The organism is Ornithinimicrobium carbonis (genome assembly GCF_050703245.1).
In the GTDB taxonomy this organism is placed as follows: domain Bacteria; phylum Actinomycetota; class Actinomycetes; order Actinomycetales; family Dermatophilaceae; genus Ornithinicoccus.
This window is the reverse complement of sequence record NZ_CP192647.1, coordinates 165,678-182,941: the sequence shown is the minus strand read 5'-3', so window position 1 is coordinate 182,941 and position 17,264 is coordinate 165,678. Positions and strand designations below refer to the sequence as shown.

Annotated in this window: 13 protein-coding genes and 3 pseudogenes; 4 read left to right on the top strand and 12 right to left on the bottom strand. The window is 65.5% G+C overall.

Annotated elements, in window-relative coordinates; genetic code table 11:
- Positions 1–27 precede the first annotated feature (27 nt).
- From ACQ95T_RS00945 to rfbB, 5 genes and pseudogenes are all read right to left on the bottom strand, one after another.
- Entirely contained in the window at positions 28–864 is an 837-nt protein-coding gene (locus ACQ95T_RS00945; protein ID WP_425942942.1) for a YveK family protein, read from the bottom strand.
- Complete coding sequence (locus ACQ95T_RS00940) at positions 861–2,072, bottom strand: glycosyltransferase (protein WP_431473397.1); 1,212 nt, start codon at positions 2,070–2,072, stop codon at positions 861–863. The genes ACQ95T_RS00945 and ACQ95T_RS00940 overlap by 4 nt, the downstream gene beginning before the upstream one ends.
- 142 nt (positions 2,073–2,214) lie before the next feature.
- Positions 2,215–3,086: pseudogene (rfbA, locus tag ACQ95T_RS00935) on the bottom strand (glucose-1-phosphate thymidylyltransferase RfbA).
- Entirely contained in the window at positions 3,083–4,534 is a 1,452-nt protein-coding gene (locus ACQ95T_RS00930; RefSeq protein WP_425942939.1) for a sugar nucleotide-binding protein, read from the bottom strand. Before ACQ95T_RS00930 ends, rfbA begins: the two are co-directional and overlap by 4 nt.
- Positions 4,531–5,541 carry a dTDP-glucose 4,6-dehydratase gene (gene rfbB / locus ACQ95T_RS00925; protein ID WP_425942938.1) on the bottom strand — a complete coding sequence of 337 codons (1,011 nt, stop codon included), beginning with the start codon at positions 5,539–5,541 and terminating at the stop codon, positions 4,531–4,533. The genes ACQ95T_RS00930 and rfbB overlap by 4 nt, the downstream gene beginning before the upstream one ends.
- Before the next feature lie 491 nt (positions 5,542–6,032).
- Here rfbB and ACQ95T_RS00920 point away from each other — a divergent pair, with 491 nt between their 5' ends.
- Complete coding sequence (locus tag ACQ95T_RS00920) at positions 6,033–6,839, top strand: glycosyltransferase (protein WP_431473396.1); 807 nt, start codon at positions 6,033–6,035, stop codon at positions 6,837–6,839.
- A gap of 191 nt (positions 6,840–7,030) precedes the next feature.
- Here ACQ95T_RS00920 and ACQ95T_RS00915 read toward each other — a convergent pair whose 3' ends face one another.
- From ACQ95T_RS00915 to ACQ95T_RS00905, 3 genes and pseudogenes are all read right to left on the bottom strand, one after another.
- A complete protein-coding gene (locus tag ACQ95T_RS00915; RefSeq protein ID WP_431473395.1) occupies positions 7,031–7,939 on the bottom strand; it encodes a glycosyltransferase family A protein in 909 nt (302 codons plus the stop codon).
- A 95-nt stretch (positions 7,940–8,034) separates the two neighbouring features.
- Positions 8,035–8,763 carry a glycosyltransferase gene (locus ACQ95T_RS00910; RefSeq protein WP_431473878.1) on the bottom strand — a complete coding sequence of 243 codons (729 nt, stop codon included), beginning with the start codon at positions 8,761–8,763 and terminating at the stop codon, positions 8,035–8,037.
- Positions 8,673–8,858 (bottom strand): annotated as a pseudogene (locus ACQ95T_RS00905) (glycosyltransferase family 4 protein); the annotation flags it as partial. The pseudogene ACQ95T_RS00905 and the gene ACQ95T_RS00910, both read right to left, overlap by 91 nt.
- Before the next feature lie 310 nt (positions 8,859–9,168).
- On the opposite strand from ACQ95T_RS00905, the gene ACQ95T_RS00900 reads away from it, so the two are divergent.
- From ACQ95T_RS00900 to ACQ95T_RS00890, 3 genes are all read left to right on the top strand, one after another.
- Positions 9,169–10,398, top strand: coding sequence for a glycosyltransferase family 4 protein (locus ACQ95T_RS00900; protein ID WP_425942934.1), 1,230 nt, complete (start codon positions 9,169–9,171; stop codon positions 10,396–10,398).
- A 530-nt stretch (positions 10,399–10,928) separates the two neighbouring features.
- The gene (locus tag ACQ95T_RS00895; protein WP_431473394.1) at positions 10,929–11,144 is read left to right on the top strand and encodes a hypothetical protein; all 216 of its coding nucleotides are present in this window, start codon (positions 10,929–10,931) and stop codon (positions 11,142–11,144) included.
- 207 nt (positions 11,145–11,351) lie between these two features.
- Positions 11,352–12,575 carry a glycosyltransferase family 4 protein gene (locus tag ACQ95T_RS00890; RefSeq protein ID WP_425942932.1) on the top strand — a complete coding sequence of 408 codons (1,224 nt, stop codon included), beginning with the start codon at positions 11,352–11,354 and terminating at the stop codon, positions 12,573–12,575.
- Here the strand turns inward: ACQ95T_RS00890 and ACQ95T_RS00885 are convergent.
- From ACQ95T_RS00885 to ACQ95T_RS00870, 4 genes and pseudogenes are all read right to left on the bottom strand, one after another.
- Complete coding sequence (locus tag ACQ95T_RS00885; protein WP_431473393.1) at positions 12,482–12,994, bottom strand: acyltransferase family protein; 513 nt, start codon at positions 12,992–12,994, stop codon at positions 12,482–12,484. The two genes, ACQ95T_RS00890 and ACQ95T_RS00885, sit on opposite strands and share 94 nt — an antisense overlap.
- Positions 12,995–13,076: 82 nt before the next feature.
- A pseudogene (locus ACQ95T_RS00880) lies at positions 13,077–13,493 on the bottom strand (acyltransferase family protein); the annotation flags it as partial.
- Positions 13,494–15,496: 2,003 nt separating this feature from the next.
- Positions 15,497–16,102, bottom strand: coding sequence for an oligosaccharide flippase family protein (locus tag ACQ95T_RS00875; protein ID WP_431473877.1), 606 nt, complete (start codon positions 16,100–16,102; stop codon positions 15,497–15,499).
- 414 nt (positions 16,103–16,516) lie between these two features.
- The gene (locus ACQ95T_RS00870; RefSeq protein WP_431473392.1) at positions 16,517–16,867 is read right to left on the bottom strand and encodes a glycosyltransferase family 2 protein; all 351 of its coding nucleotides are present in this window, start codon (positions 16,865–16,867) and stop codon (positions 16,517–16,519) included.
- Between the last annotated feature and the right edge of the window lie 397 nt (positions 16,868–17,264).

Below are 17,264 nucleotides of genomic sequence, written 5' to 3'. Positions count from 1 at the left end.
CCCTCGGCCATCGCGAGGGCGAGAGGTTCACGACCGTGGTCGTCTTCCCCTCCCCTGGAAGTGCGGAGGTGACGACGAATGAGTGCCCTCGTTGCGGGCGACGTCGACGAAGGTCAGGTTGGTGCGCAGCTTGCGCACCGCCTCGGCGTGAGACCCGAACGGGTCGTCGTAGACATAGAGGGCCCGCCCGTCCCCCTTGCCCTCGAGCATGGGTATGGCGCTCAGCACCGGTCGGTCCGAAATTCGCTCGACGTCCTCGGCAGTTCGCAGGCGGGTGTCGAGCGCATGCCCTGCGAGTGCATACGCCAGGCCGAGCATGACCCCGGCCAGGCCGGCGAGCAGCAGGTTGCGGATCGGGTCCGGCTCGACGGGCACCGACGAGCGGGTGGGTGCGTCGACGACCTGGGCCCGCACCTGCGTCCCGCTCTGCGCGAGGGTGGGGGCGTAGCTTCGTGCGTCTTCGGCGAGCTGGCGCGGCACCACCGCGGCCACCTGGGCGGCCCGGTCGGGGCTGTCGCTGCGGACGACGAAGTCGAAGAGCGCGGTGTCGCTACCGGCGGATATCGCCTCCACATGCAAGGGGACAGACTGGTCCAAGCCGAGCTCCTCGCGGACCGGGTCTAGAGTGAGCGGCGATCGGGCGATCCGGGACAGCGTGGCTCGCTCCCCCGAGGGCATCTCGAACAGGTTGCCCGTGCTCTCGCCGTCCTCGCCCGCGGCCGCGAAGTAGATCGTCGTCCGCGACTCGTAGACCCGCGGAGCCTGAGCAGTGACGACAGCGGTTGTCCCGACGACGATCAGCAGGAGCAACACAGCGCCGCGCCACCGGCGCAGCACGGCGATCCACAGATCTTTGACTGTCACGTGCGGGACCGACCCCTGGCCTTGAGTAAATATGGGACACGACACCCTATCGCGCATGGTGACACGCGTCGTCCGATCTGGCTCACCCCCACGGGTGAGATGAGCTCAGCGAGGAGCCGCCCCGACCATCTCGTCGACGATCTCGCGCGGATCCGTCGACGGAACGACTCCTCGCCGAAGCTGTGCACATGCGCCAGCAGCGCCTCCCTCGACCACTGCTCCCGCGAGGCGGCGTCCACGGCCCCGCTGATCTCCACCGGCGTGCTCCGCTCGAAGAAGACGCCGTTGAGGCCGTCCACCACCGTGTCGAGGTAGCCCCCCGCCCGGAGCGCTACGACGGGCAACCCCCAGGAGTTTGCCTCCAGCGGGGTCAGCCCGAAGTCCTCCCGGCTCGGGGCGACGAGGCCGATGGCGTGGCGATAGGTCCACCGCAACTCCGCATCCGTCAGACCGGAGACCAGCCGCACGTTGTCGGGCAGGTTCGCGAGCAGGGTCTCGCGCTGCGGACCGGCACCCACGACGACGAGGTGCTCCGGTCTCCCGCGGAACGCCTCGACGGCCTGGTGGACGTTCTTGTAGGGCAGCAGCCGGGACACCACGAGCCAGTAGCCCTCGTCGGCCAGGTCTGCGAGCTCTGGGTGGGGCACCTGCTCCCCGTCGGTCTGCAGACCCGGCGGTGGCGGCAGCACCTCGGCATCGATGGAGTAGGCCTCGGCGATCCGTTCCTTGACCACCCGGGAGTTGGCCAGGTAGCGGTCAGCCCGGGAGGCGGCCGCCCTGTCCCAGCGGGTCAGGGCGGGCGTCAGGGCGGACAGACCGGTCCTGACCAACCGGCTCGCGTCGTCACCGAGGTACTCGTCGCGCTGGTAGAGCCACCGTGCCGGGTTGTGGCAGTAGACGAGGAGCTTTCCCGTAGCCCGGAACCCGTGCGCCCACCCGCTGCTGGAGGCGATGGTCACGTCGGCGTCGATGCGGGTGGCGCTGACCGCCGGCGCCAGTGCCGGGAGCGCCCGCCGGTGGTCGGCGGCCAGACCGGGTATGCGGTTCAGCGGGCTGGCCAGGACGTTCCGCTGGGCGAACTCGGGATAGGTGCCCTCAGGGTAGGAGAGGGTGGTGTAGACCGGCGCCTCCGGAAACTCCCGGCTCAGGGCCAGCACGACCCGTTCCGCCCCGCCCTGCTGGGTGAGGTAGTCGTGGGCGATCGCCACGGGAACCCGCCGCCTCTTCACCATCCCGCTCTCGCCCCTGCCTGCAGACCCCGACCCACCCCACCGTAGCCGATGCCCCACCAGGTATGCCGTGCCGCTGCCCGTCGTCGACCCGCGCCGGTCAGGGGCGGGGGCCCCTCCGTCAGGCCTGCTCCTGGCCGACGAGCCCCTCGAGATAGATGCCGTAGCCGGACTTCCGGAGGGGTTCGGCGCGTTGCAGGAGTTCGGTGTCGGTGAGCCATCCTTGGCGCCAGCCGACCTCTTCGGGGCAGCCGATCTTCATGCCCTGGCGGGCTTCGAGGGTGCGGACGTAGTTGGCGGCGTCGTTGAGGGAGTCGAAGGTGCCGGTGTCCAACCAGGCGGTGCCCCGGGGCAGGACCTCCACGTGCAGCTGCCCGGCGTCCAGGTAGGTACGGTTGAGGTCGGTGATCTCCAGCTCCCCCCGTGCCGAGGGGGTCAGCTGCCGTGCGTGGTCGACGACGGTCTCGTCGTAGAAGTACAGGCCCGGCACGGCATACCTCGATCTTGGTTCGGCGGGTTTCTCCTCAAGGGAGACCGCCACCCCGTCCTTGTCGAACTCGACGACGCCGTAGGCGGTGGGGTCGGCGACCTGGTAGGCGAACACCCCCGCCCCGGACAGGTCCGCGAACCTGCGCAACCGGGTGCCCAGGCCGGGCCCGTAGAAGATGTTGTCACCCAGCACCAGGGCGCTGGGGCCACCGGTGACGTGGTCGGCGCCGATGAGGAACGCCTGCGCCAGCCCGTCCGGGGAGGCCTGCACCGCGTAGGTGAGGTTGATCCCGAACCGGGACCCGTCACCCAGGAGCCGGGTGAACTGGTCGGCCTCGTGCGGGGTGGTGATGACCAGCACGTCCCGGATCCCCGCGAGCATGAGCGTGGACAGCGGGTAGTAGATCATCGGCTTGTCATAGACCGGCACCACTGCTTGGACACCCCCAGGGTGATCGGGTGCAACCGCGACCCCGTCCCCCCGGCCAGGATGATCCCCTTCATGGCTTCGTCCTTCCGTGCAGGTATGCCGCCAGACCGGCCAGCTGGTCCGTGGGCTGAAACCCTGTCTGCTGGATCCTGGTCAGGTCCATCACCGACCGGGCCGGGCGGGGCGCGACCGGACCGGTCGCACCGGCGGTGTACTGGTCGGTGGTGACCGGGGTGACCCGGTCCGGGTCGTGCCCGGTCAGCTCGAACACGCCCTTCGCGAGGTCCGCCCACGAGGCCGGGTCACCGGTACTGGTCACGTCATACGTCCCGTACGGGGCCCCGGTGTCGAGCAGGTGGGTGGTCGCGGCGGCCAGGTCGGTGGTGAACGTGAGCCGCCCGACCTGATCGTCCACCACGCGCGGGTCGATCCCCCGCTCGGCGAGGTCGGCCATCGTGGACACGAAATTCTTACCCTCGCCGACCACCCAGGAGGTGCGGACCAGGTAGTGCCGTGGGGCCACGGACACGGCCAGGTCGCCGGCGGCCTTGGACGCGCCGTACACGCTGGTGGGGCACAGCGGGTCGTCCTCGGCGTAGACGTCTTTGGTGCCGTCGAAGACGTAGTCGGACGAGTAGTGCACCAACCTGAACCCGTGGACGATCGCGGCGCGGGCCAGGGCCGCGACCCCGGTGGCGTTGGCCGCCCACGCCGACCTGCGGCCGTCTGGTGTCTCGGCCTGGTCGACGGCCGTGTACGCGGCGGCGTTGACGACCACGTCGACGCCGGTGAAGTCGAACGCCTCCACCGCCCCCGGTTCGGCCAGGTCCAGGTCCTCCCGGCCCAGTCCGTCGGCGTCGGGCAGGGCGGCGAGCAGGGCACGGCCCAGCTGACCGCCGGCGCCCAGCACCACCACCCGCCCTGACGTCCTGCCCCGTGGCTGCTGCTGGGGGATGGGGGTGACCTGCTCCAGCGGAGGGTGGGCCCGGTCCTTGTCCGAGACGACGGCGTTCGCCAAGGGGATGGGCCAGTCGATGGCCACGGTGGGGTCGGCCAGGTTGAGCATCGTGTAGGTCGCCTCGGGGGACCAGTGGTCGTTGACCAGGTAGGAGTACACCGCCCCCTCGGTCAGGGTCTGGTAGGAGTTGCCCACCCCCTCCGGCACGAACACCGCCACACCCTCGTCCAGCTCGCACGTGAACGAGGTCCCGAACGTCGGCCCTTCGCGCAGGTCCACCCACGCGCCGAACACCCGCCCCGCGACCACGGAGACCAGCTTGTCCCAGGGTTCGGCGTGCACCCCCCGGGTCACCCCCGCCGGCCCGTTGGCGGCGACCGAGTGCTGCACGGGCGCGAAGTCGGGCAGGCCGGCGGCGACCATCTTGGCCCGCTGCCAGTTCTCCTTGAACCACCCCCGAGCATCGGCGTGCACGACCAGGTCCACCACCAACAAGCCGGGGATGGGCGTGACCCGCACCCCCGGACCAGACGGCGCGGTCCGGCTGTTCGGCACCTGGGTCATTGGCCCTGGGTGGCGTAGGCGGCCTCGACCGCGGCCTTCTTCGGACCCCACCAGTCCTCGTGGGCGGCGTACCAGTCGATCGTGCGCGCCAACCCCTCCTCGAAGGACGTGAACCGCGGGACCCACCCCAGCTGCGTGCGCAGCTTGGTCGGGTCGATCGCATACCGCAGGTCGTGCCCCGGCCGGTCGGCCACGTGGTCGAAGTCCTCCGGGTCCCGCCCCATCAGCTCCAGCACCAGCCGCACCACCTCCAGGTTGGACTTCTCCCCGTCCGCACCGACCAGGTACGTCTCCCCCACCGTGCCCTTCTCCAGGATCGTCAGGACCGCGCTGGAGTGGTCGTCGGCGTGGATCCAGTCCCGCACGTTGGCCCCCGACCCGTACAGCTTCACCCGACCCCCGGCCAGCAGGTTCGTCACCTGCCGGGGGATGAACTTCTCCACATGCTGCCACGGCCCGTAGTTGTTCGAACAGTTGGACAACGTGGCCGCCACCCCGAACGAGCGCACCCACGCTCGCACCAGGTGGTCCGCCGACGCCTTCGACGCCGAGTACGGCGAGGAGGGCCGGTACGCGGTGGTCTCCGTGAACCGGGCCGGGTCGTCCAGCGCAAGGTCCCCGTACACCTCGTCCGTACTCACGTGGTGGAACCGCACCCCGTGCCGGCGGACCGCCTCCAACAAGGTGAACGTGCCGGTGATGTTCGTGCGGATGAACGGGGAGGGGTCGTTCAACGAGTTGTCGTTGTGCGACTCCGCCGCGAAATGCACCACCGCGTCGTCCTCGCCGGTCAGGCCCCCCACCAGTCGGTCGACCAGGGCCGCGTCGGTGATGTCCCCCACCACCAACTCCACCCGGTCCTGCGGCAGGCCCGCCAGCGCCTCCCGGGACGCCGCATACGTCAAGGCATCGAGCACCACCACTCGGGCGTCCGTGTGCTCCACCACATGGTGCACGAAGTTCGACCCGATGAACCCAGCTCCACCAGTGACGAGAAGATCACCCATACTCCCCACACTAGCTACCGCCAGACTGCTAGGCGACGGCCACCCTGCGACTGCGTCCGCGGGAGGCGGCCCGTTTGGAGGGCCATTTTACGAGGCGCCGCAGTCCCGCTGAAGCACATCTCCCCGCCCAGGGGAGCGCTCCCCGAGGCTCGCGTCTGGCTAGTAGAGGCCAGTAGCAAGGCCTCTGTGAACTTGACCGCCGAGCGCCCGATCATCAATCCTGTTCTTATGGACGAAATCGGGCGGGTCCCCCGCGCATCCATGCGCGGCCGGCCCCGAGTTGCCGTAGCCCTAACAACGTACAGTGGCCGCCCGCATCTGGCCGAGCAGTTACAGTCGATCGCTAGTCAAATTCTCCCGCCCGACGTGGTCCATGTTTCTGATGATCGTTCCAAGGATGGAACTTGGGATTTGCTACAGCGCTCGGCAGGTAGACAATCTTTTCCAGTTCACCTACATCGCAACTCCCGGACATGGGCGTGGTTGCAAACATGGAGAAACTCCTGCCTAGAGCGGCGGCCTCTGGAGAAATCGTAGTACTGTGCGACCAGGACGACAGGTGGGACCCGCAGAAATTGGCCGCGGTGGTTCGGGCATTCCAGAAAGGGTCCACGACGTTGTGGGTCGGTAACGCGCACCTCATTGACGAGAAGGGCAAGCGCTACCCATCAGTGAGTCTGTGGTCGGGAGTCCACCTCGTCAGCAGCGACCTCCTGGGCGAGGATGGCCTACTCCACGAACTGGGTCTACGCAGGCTGGTCCTCGGCCAGACTGTCACGGGGGCAGCCATGGCCATCCGCTCCGATGTCGTCTCTGCAGCCCTACCGTTTCCCCCAAACCTGCATGAGGCCTTCCTTCACGACGGTTGGCTAGCCGTGTTTGCCGCGCTCACTGGTGATATCGTTATGGAACCTCGCCACCTGACCGAGTACCGCCAGCATGAGCGACAGTTCACCGCGATGTCCCTCGTCGTAGGGAGTCGTGAGGGGCACCGTCCAAGGGAACGCGCCGACCGCGACACCACGATCAGGGCCGAGACGGCCCGCCTCGACCTCGTCCTGAATGCGGTGGCTGCAACTGACTCGCAAAGCTTCCGGGCCGACAGAGTTGAGCACCTCCAGAGTCTAAGAAATTTTCTCGTCATGCGGCGGCGCCCCACGTTTGCATCAGTGTTCCATCACTTCGCCAAGGGCGACTACCGGCGCTTCGCAAATAGTGCACGCACCTTTATACTGGATTTGCTTCGGGCGTTCCGACGGCCGACAAGTCTGCGGCTGCACACTGGCAGGGTAGCGTAGGCGCCTTTCCAAGTTGCGGTGGAGGTGGACGTGTGAAACTACGAACGGGGTGGTTGTTGGGGGAGCCAGTCAACACCCCTCCCGCCCAGCGCAAGGGACTAGGCAGATCAGGTATCACCTATGCGTGCAGCACCCTTGTACCGCGACTAGCCCGTCCGTGACCCCTTCTCGTGCCCCATGCCTTACCCAAGCTAGTCTTGCCGCTGTCGCCACGCGCCACCGTCGTTCCCAATTCTACGCCGCACAGTTCCCCAAATCGCCCTAGGGACCGACGTTGGATCCATTCGCCCAGCGTTCGCGAGGTGCCTGACACTACCCGCAAAGTCACGACGGTGCAGCGCTTCGCGGGAGGCGTCGACGCCCTTAGACGCATACAATCTATCCGCCTTTCGGCGTCCCCGTCTGACTAGGGAGGCGGTGGCCTGAGAGGTGTTTCGACGGAAGACCCTGTCCGACTCCGCCTCGGCCCGCACATAGTCGCCGGACGCGTTCCCCCCGTGAACGTGGTAGCGCACCAGGGGACCGTTGACAGCAACCGCGGGTCCATATAGTCGCAGAAGTTTGAGCACTAGGTCCCAGTCCTGCTGTTGTGCCATCGTGAGGTCGTGGCCACCGACGGTCACGTAGCGATCGCGGCGCACCAAGATGGAAGACAAACAGACGTAGCATCGTCCGCCAGCCAGATTGTCCTCGTAGCTGACCGGAGCTGGGGTGGACGCGTCTTGCTCACGGTCCGCCAAGACCCACGTGAAGCCCGTGTGCACGAACCCGGCGTCGGGATGCTCAGTCTGAGCGACTATCTGGCGGGCGAGCTTGTCCGGGGCGGCCCACTCGTCGTCCTGATCGAGAAAGGCGATGTACTCAGCATCAGTCATAGCCACGCCAAGGTTTCGGGCGGCCGAGACACCTCTGTTGGGCGTCCTAACCAACGTCACTCTTGGGTCATCGAGGCCCGGCGTATCGGTGATGTCCTGAGCCGACCCATCGTCGACTACGACCACGTCGAGATCTACATCCCTCTGCGCGAGGACGCTGCCGAGCGACCGCGTCAGATGGGCACCCGGATTGAACGCCGGGATGATTGCGGTGACCTTCCCCATGCGCGGCACCCTAGCGCCAGATCACTTGGCTGCCTCACGCGTGCAGCGCCCACACCAGCGGGCCTTCAACATCGATGCTCTTGCCAGGCCTCAGGTCATCGCGCCACTGAGTCCCATACTTGAGCATGGCGGCGCGCACTGCGCTCCCAAGTGAACTCCGCCGCACGTCTCCGTCCCTTGGCGACCAGAGCCGAGATCACAGCTCCTCCAACCGCTACGTGCTCCATCCCCTCGGCCAAAGCCGGGCCGGTTGGGTCGACGAGCGTGCCAGCGTCGCCAACGACGTCTGGAAGCGAGCTGCGGTTGCTGGAGAGCAAAGGCACCCGGGCCGCCATCGCCTCCAAAGCTGGCAGTCCAAAGCCTTCGTAGAGGGAGGGGACCACGACGGCGGCAGCGCCGGCAACGAGCCCCGGCATGAGCGGGTCCGGCAGCCGACCGAGGTGGACGACCCTGGGCAGGCCCGCGAAGAGAGCGGCGCGTACCGGGTTTCGGGGACCGGCGAGGGCCAGTGAGTGTTCCGGTAGACGATCGTGGACCAACCGCCAAGCCTCTGCCAGACCCGGGAGGTTCTTCCGGCGGCCGACCCGCCGGCGTACAGCAGGTAGGGCTGCTGCAATCCGACCTTGGTGAGCTGTTTTGCACTGAGCGGAACGGCTGCGAAGTACTCTTCGCCGACGCCGTTGGGGATGACCACAGCGTCCTTGAGCCCGAACAGCCGCTCGGCCTCCCCGGCGGTGAAGTCCGAGACACAGATGACTGCGTCGGCGGCTCGCAACTCGGCCGCTGCCGCCGCTACGGGGTCGGACTCGTCCTCGAACTCCCACGCCACCACGTCATGCAGCGTGATGACGTCTGGACCCGCCGGCGGCGGCAGGATCAGATCCATCCGGTGCACGACGGCGGACCGGGGCCACACCATCTGGCCCAGCAGCCGACGCTCCCGCTCGGAAGCGGTGAATAGGCGCCCCATTGGCAGGCGCCGGTTGCCAGGGAGATCAGACCGCAGTGACCGGGCTACGAGCGAGCGGACCGTCCACGGCTGGGGGCTCTCCGCTGCAAGAGCCTGCTGGGCGCGGTCAATGATGGCCGCCTGGTATGCCTGGGCACCCATGGGGGTCGAGGTCGCGGTGGTCGCGATGGCCAGCTCGGGCAAGACTCTCCTCCTCGGCAACTTCCTGAGAGGCTAGCGTGCGGGGTGGGCTTGACCCACACCGACCAGAGGAGGGCCGATGGACCCGAGCAGGATGAGGATCGCGCTCGTCTCGAGTTCCTATCACCCGCATTTCGGCGGCGTCGAGGAGCACGTGCGCCACGTCTCCAAGGAACTGCTGGCGCGTGGGCACGCTGTCGAGGTGTGGACAGTCGACCGGGGAGATGGGCTGCGGGACGAGGTGGTGGACGGATGCCGGGTGCGCTACCTCCCCACACCGTTGCCGGCGCGATCGGTGCGGGCCTTGGGCTCGTTGGCCCTGCGGGCTCCCAGAGCTCTGGCGAGGTGGATCAGCGCCTACGTAACTTTCCGTCCCGACGTGATCAACGTGCAGTGCTTCGGCCCGAACGGCCCCTATGGTCTGGCGCTGGCCACGATGACTCGCAGTCCCTTGGTGGTGTCATCGCATGGGGAAACCATCATGGACGAACACTCGATCTACGATCGATCAGCACTCCTTCGCGTCTCACTGCGCCGCGCTATCCGTTCGGGAGTCGTCACGGCCTGTTCGGATTTCGTTGCGGACGACCTGCGAAACCGATTTGGCGCTCGCGATGTGGGAGTCGTCCCGAACGGTGTCACTCCTCGTCGCGCAATCCCAGACACATGCTCCCCAAGCGGTGAGAGCGGACAGCAACCCGTGCTGATGGGGGCGGGTAGGCTCGTCGCGCAGAAAGGCTTTGATGTCCTCCTTCGTGCGGCCGCGCAGTCGCGGTTCGAACCCACAGTCTGGATCGTCGGGGAGGGAAGCGCGCGGAGCGGTCTTGAGCAACTGGCCGAGTCGCTCTTCATCTCGCACCGCGTCCACTTCCTCGGTCGTCGGACGGCCTCAGAAGTGCAGGGCCTTATGGCCAGAGCCGACGCGGTCGTCGTCCCGAGCCGGGTCGAGCCCTTCGGGATCGTCGTCCTGGAGGCCTGGGCGGCTGGCACGCCTGTGCTCGCCACATGCCGTGGCGGACCGGCCGGGTTCGTGACGGACGGGGGGGACGGACTGCTGATCGATCCCGAGGATGTGACAGCCACGGCGCATCGGATCGATCAGGTCCTGGCTGACCCTGCCCTGGCGGAGCGCCTCCGAACTGAGGGACTCTCGACCGTCTCCGCATATACGTGGGAGCGGGTGACCGATCTCTATTGCTGGGTCTACCGCACAGTCCTGCACCCCAACGGGGCCAGCCCGTCATCTGATCCTTTGACCGTCAACGCGCCGTTCGGGACGAACGCGGGAGATCCGGAGGATAGCGCTTGAAGCGCGGGCCGAAAGCGGAGGGAAGACGATCGAGCACGGTCCAGCCAAACTGCCAAAGCGCCCTGATGCGCATATCGTCCCATCGAGAACCCCCCGTCCGGGCCAGCACCCCTGGGGGGCTGGGGGCTGGTGTTGTGTCGTAGTGGACATCTGCTGCTGTTGCACGGAACAGACCGGCAGCGCGCTGGTAACTCTCCATACGAAACTCGAAGGTGTAAGGATGCGGCGCGTGACGGACAACTGCCGCCGGCGCGAAGGTGCGGAACTGCGCACCAATCAGTCGCTGTCGCTCGACGAGGAAGACGTGATCGCTAAACCCCCAGTTGTAGATGTATCGACCTCTCCGCTCAGCGGCCTCCCGCTCCAGTACGGGCTCCCATTCAGTGCGTGCCGGTCGGTGCAGTGACACGTGGAACACCCTCGGATCGGCCTGCATCAGGTCGATGGCAGGCTCGATCCAGTTCTGCGGGTCGACGAGACGTGACTCTGCGTCCCACCCCAGCAACCATCGTGTGGACAGAACGTGCGGCATGACCAACCCGAAGTCGACGAGATATGGCCGCTTCCCCAACTGGCGCCGCCCAATCCCCGCTGTCGCGAGGGCGCTGTCGATGTGGTCCCGCGACGAACGCGAAGGACGTGATCTCCCCGCGTCGCACGAGGTTCTCCGCACGTTCCGCGGCGTCCCCCCGGGAGTCGACGTTGTTGATGAGCACGACAACCTCATCCATCTGATGCCGCTGTGAGGAGACGATGCCAGCGACGTAGCCGGGCGAGAGCACGTCCCGGTAGGTACGTTCGTACACGTTGGTGACAAACCCCACAGACACCGCTCACCCTCCGTCCGACGCTCGTGGCTGCAAAACTACACTCGACACCTGGCTGTCATTGCCCCTACCACCAGGAGCGCCGCCGTCGTGTGTACGTCCGAGCAGACTCAGCCCCATCTGCGGGTGCTGCTGATCTCTCCCGTGGCCGCCCTGGATCCTCCGTCCGGCGACGTGACGTATACCGAGCAGCTGGTGCGCACCCCCCCGCCCGGCGTGGCGTACACCACCTACGACGAGGCCATCGCACAGGGAGACCTGACGGAACTAGGGACGCGGGAGTCGTTGAGGGCGGCATCTGGCCCCGACCTCGTCCTGCAGGCCGGCGTCGCGCTGGCTCGCAAACTTGAGCGTCTCGTGCGCAGGTCGGGTCTGGCATACCGAGAACCGATCCGCATCTTTCGTGTCAATCCGCAGCGATTCGATCTCGTTCACGTGCACGTCTTCCACCACCGGTTCCTGGGCGCACACCCACCTGTCGTGGCGAGCGCAGGCGGACCGCTGAGGTGGGTCTACGCCGACGCGTGGGGGTGGGGGCGAACTCGCGTGGCCATGGCGGAAGGAATTGACCACGCCCTGGGCTGGCTATGGGGTGCGACGATGTGCGCGGCTCGGCTCGGTCGCGCAGACCTCTTCATCAGCCCCAGCGAGTACCTGCGGACCTGGCTGCAGGAGCGGGGTTGGCCGAGCGCTCGCATCGCCGTCCAACCCAACTACCTCTCCCTGGGACGGGCCAGTGAGGCACGGGATGAGGCGCCACGCACGATCGGTTTCGTCGCTCGGGACTTCGCGGCGAAGGGCGGAATGATCGTGCTCGAGGCCTTTGCGGCCCTTCGGCAGCGCCATCCCACGCTCCGTCTGATCATTGTGGGCTCCCCGGCCCGGCTCTCCGAATCCGAGCAGCACCGGACCGGCATCCGCTGGTTCTCGCAGGTGGCCCGCTCACAACTGTTAGAAGAGATCCTGCCGTCTATCGACCTGCTGGCCTATCCCTCGGGCTTTGACACCGGTGTGCCCTACAGCGCGATGGAGGCAATCTCGCAGGGCATACCTGCGGTGGTGTCCGACTACCGCTCCCTACCAGACCTCGTTGGAGACGGTGCCGGCCTCGTGAGCCGGCCAGACGCAGCATCCGTCTCGACTGCGATCGAGAAGTTGCTCGCCCCCGCGACCTACGCCACCGCCTCGGCAGCTGCGGCACAGCGATTCCATCAGAAGTTCTCGGCCGTCACACAGGCACCGCGATTGCGCAAGCTCTACGAGGCCGCTCTGGTCGGGGTTTCGGCCTCGGCGATCCCACCCCGGAAGCGGCCTTTCATGCGCAGGAAGGGGACCTCGACCCATCGATAGGAGCCCCATGCCACAAGGATGGTCAGCCCTAGGGCAACGATGAGATCGACGACCAGGGGCGCATCCACCCCGAGTCGCTCGAAGGTCCCAGGGACCAGCGGCGAGAGGATGATCGGAAAGTGGTAGAGGTACAGCCCATAGGCTCGCTTGCCCACCCATGTGAAGACGGGCAGGCTGAGCGCCCGCGCGCCCATGGAGTCGGGCGTACCGACGAAGCCGAGGATGACGACCACCGACAGGAGCGCAGGTAGCCCCAGTGGCCCGCGTGAGAGCGCCGTTGGCAGATGGATGGGGGCTAGCACGACGACGGCGAGCAGCAGGAGGCCCCAAGACCCGAGCGCGCCCCATCTGTCGCCCTTGACGAGCGTGCGCCGCCAGTGCAGCAGGACGCCGACGACGCTGCCGATCATCATCGTCAACCCCCGCCAGTACATACATACCGGACAGGGTGCCCGGCAGAAGTCCCGGGATCACCATCAGGGCCAAGGCCACCAACCCCGCAATGGCAACCCAGCGCCACCAGCCGCCACGCAGGAGACCCAGCAGCACGACCGGCCAATAGAGGTAGTAGTGCTCCTCCAACGACAAGGTCCAGGTGTGGGAGAGAAGGCCTGAGTCCACGCCGAGCGCGATCGTCACGTGCGACATGTAGACGAGTGCGGAGGCAACTCCTGGCAGCGCCTCCCTGAGCTCCCCGTCCAACCACGCCAGGAGGAGGACGCCCATGGCTGCCATGATTAAGGCTGGGTCGAGCCGAAGGATCCGACGCATGTAGAAGTGCCGGAGCGAGACACGCCCCGTCGTGGCTCGCTCCCGCAGAAGCAGCGAGGTGATCAGGAAGCCGCTGAGGACGAAGAAGATGTCTACGCCCGCGAAGCCGTTCGGGGAGACCGTCGGAAGCGCGTGAAAGATGAGCACCGCAACGACCGCCAGCCCTCGGAGACCATCGAGGGCGGCCCAGTGCGGAGCCACCTGAGACTGAGACACCCCACCACCGTCACTCGCAGTCGTCGCGCCCGTCACTCCGGAAGGTTACCCTGTGCGCACAACGCCTAGAGCCAAGCGCGACACGGCAGGGAGGTCCGATGAACGAGTTGGTCGATTTCGTTGTCAACGTCTACGAGCGCACATACCGGAAAGTGCTTGCGCCAGGGTGGTTTAAGACAACGCAAGCCCCCCTACGTTTCCCCTTCGCACGAACCGTCGTTCTTATCAACAACACCGATGACCCGAACGACGCTCGACGAAGATCTGAAGCTTTGCTGAGCTCGGGTGAGATCGACGAGGCCCACTTCGTCTCAGATCAGATAGATGCCTCGCTGCAAACACTTGGGCTACGCCAGAAACACCTGGGCGCCGTTCCCCATTTCTCTGATTGCGCCTTCGTCGCCCTGACCGTTTCGGGCAGCCCCTGGTTACTGTATTGGGACGCCGATCTGGTTCAAGTTGCCGGGGGCAACTGGATCACGCCCGCGCTCCACTTGCTGCAGCACGACCCCGCTGTGGCGGTAGCCAGTCCTGCTTGGCACCCTGAGCTCCCTCAACAAGAGGCCACCAGAGTGACGTCCGATTTCGCGATCGGATACGGCTTCAGTGACTTGGCCTTTCTTTGCCATCGCGAGACATTCATTGGACAGAATTGGACCAAGCCCAGCGTCCCCGCCTCCTACCGGTATCCGCTCGCGCCCGTGACCCCAGTCTTTGAACAACGCGTCGACTCGTGGATGAGGCGTAACAGGCAGATGCGGGCAACATATCTACATGCTCGTGTCGAGCACCGGGCTAGCGAGGGGGACAACTACCCCCAGAGCTGGCCCCTCACGGTCAGGACCAAGAGTCGCATCCAGCGCCGGCTTCTTCAGGCCACATGCCGGCTAGCGCCATCGGATCCCCGCTTTAATCCTCACCCGCGGTCCTCGACGACCCTTACCTAGATCGCTGAGGACCGGCCTCGCGTAGGTCCTGAGCGTGCGAGACCAAGCGAAGCGACATGGCAAGAGGCCGTCCCAGACGGCTGCCCCCTTGCCTCGAGATGACTTGAGCATCACCGGACGTCAGGCCGCTGCGGAACACCCATAGACTTGCCACGAACAACGCGGACGCGATAGCCCCCACCCCGGCCGCAAGTCCCAAGACGCCCAGTAGTGACTCCACGTTCCATGCCATCATGAGGGTACGCGCTAGCGCGTACCCCGCGATCCCCGCAACGGATGAAAGAAGAACCGGCGTCGCGGCCAGGATTAACTGGACAAAGCCAACCCCGAAACTCATTCGCTCGAAAATCACGAAGAACACAAGACGCCCCACTGTGATGGCCAATTTTGCCCAAACCGCACCCCAGGCGCCGAACGACGGGATCAGGAGTATGCCGATGGCCACCCCGAAAAGTAGTGTGGACGCATTCATTGCCAGCAAACTCTTGCCCCGCAATCGCGCAGAGGTGAAGGCCTCCATTGGAGCAGTCAGCAAATTTATTCCGGCCACTACCGCTAGCGCAAGAACCAAGGCGCGGGCGCCCGCATAAGCCTCACCGTAGATGGCCGGGACGAGAAGAGCTAACACGGGCGCCCCCCCGGCGAGAACAAGTCCCCCAATGGTGCTCGTCGTACGCAGTGTGCGACCAAAAGCCGGACCGACGGCAACCGGCTCCACTTCCCGCAAGCCAGACACGGCTGGGATCAAGGGGTTCAAGAGTGCCTGCGCGGGTGCGAAGAGATGTCCCGCCAAGCCGAACGCCAGTGCGTATAGGCCAAGCTGAGTAGAGTCGGACAGGATCTCCAGCAGAACGGTTTCGGATCGAGAGGCTGCAAGGGCAGCGATTATCCCCGACGCTGAGGCGGGTAGTGCAAACGACCAGAATCGACGGGGCAGGGCAAAGGGCCACCGCGGTGAGATCGCCGCCTTCCGGTAGTCCCTACTTATCAGCCATAAAGCAACAAAAAGGCGAGCACACCCCCGACGACGGTACGTGCCGCCCATACCCTCTCTGCGCTAGGGGCAACAACCAGGACCAGAATAGCGGAAAGTTGCATGAGCAGGGCCGTCAACATCGCCAAGCGCGCCCCCGCAGCAGTTCTATTCTCTAGCGTCAAACCAGCGGGACCCCCAGCTGAAAACGCGGGAAGCCAAACACCGAAAAACAGGGCTACCACCATAAGGGTCAGCGGCAGGTCGACAAACAGGATTACCGTGGCGGTCAAGAACGGTGCGACTATCATTAGACGGAAACCCTGGTTTCTCGCCAGAAGATCCTGCACTTCTCGGCGTCGTCCCGCTGCGTGCGCCTTGGCACCGAATTGGGTTAGCGCGGACCCAACCCCCGAGGAAACAATACTTGATGCGATAGCTATGACGGCAGTCAAGAGAGCCAATCGCCCGTAATCAGCGACACCGAGGACCCGCGCCAGAGCGACGTTAACTGCGAATGCCAAAGGAAGGGAGACAAGGGTATGCAGCAGAGTCCAAGCCGCCCCCGACACCGCCCGTTGCTGGAGGTCTCGTGGGCTCAGAGGGCTTGCTGCGGTCATCATCGAGGGAAGACTATACCCACACTCGGGCGAGTCGACTCGATTCTAGGGTTCCGCGTTGGTCTGGCCTACGGGTGCTGCACACCCCGCGCTTAAGCTAGTACTATTCACATATCGGTCACCCAGAGGGTCTATGGATCTTTGTCGTCCGATTGAGAAGCCAGTAGATGGGATGGTATCGCCGATAGTTTCTTTCAATCTGGCTGTGATTTTCCAAGTACCGACGGTGGTCTTCGGCAGCCAGGCCCATGAAACGTTCCTCTGAGTTCACCGTCTCGGACATTTTCGTTGTGATTCTACCGCCATGCAGGTGAAGATTGAGGCGCCAGTCTTGGCGATAGAACAACCAGTCGTCCCCTCCCCAGATTAACAAGTCGTCTGGAACGTGAACATACGATGCCTTACGCATGGCCATCACACGCCGTACCCAGTCGTGCGCACGCGCGCAGGGGTGAACCAGAGCATGCCCGTGCGGCCGCTATTCAAAGCCTTTTCTGCGGGCCCGACGATACCGACGAATGGCAACGTTAGGACGTGGTGAGCCCACTCGAGCATACCTTCGGAGAAATCGATATCGTCATTACTAAGCAGGAGAAGATCGTGGTGGGCTGACTCAACGCCGAGATTCCAGGCCGGGTTCACATAGATGTTGTCGTCTTGCTGCAGCACTCGCACCTTGGGCGACTGGAACACCAGGCTTTGTGGCGCATTATTGATAATGATCACGTCTCCAACGAGATTGCTCCCGCAGTACTTCTCGACCAACGGCCTAAGTTGCGGAGACCGCTGTAACGTGGGGATGACGACGGAGAACTTTCGATTACTCGACCCGGAACCCGGGTTGTGAAGTTGAAACACAGCCAAACCTCCTTGCAGGCATGTTCTTTCGAGCCGGGGAGGAGTCCTTAGGTTCTCTGTACGGCACAACTCCCGCCCAGCACACCCTAGCTAGTCCCTTCAGGCACTGCGTACCGCTTCAGCGGGTGTCGAAAGCTGAAGTTCCCGGGCGTGGTGGCGTGGGATCTACCCGCCTATCACCCCCAGCGGCCCGGATCCAAACTGCCGATAGCGACGTGCATCCACGCGAACACGGCGGCGGCGCCACGTTGTGCTGCGGACATCACGCAGGCCCTGCCGCCCCTTCGTTGCAAGGGCTCGGCTG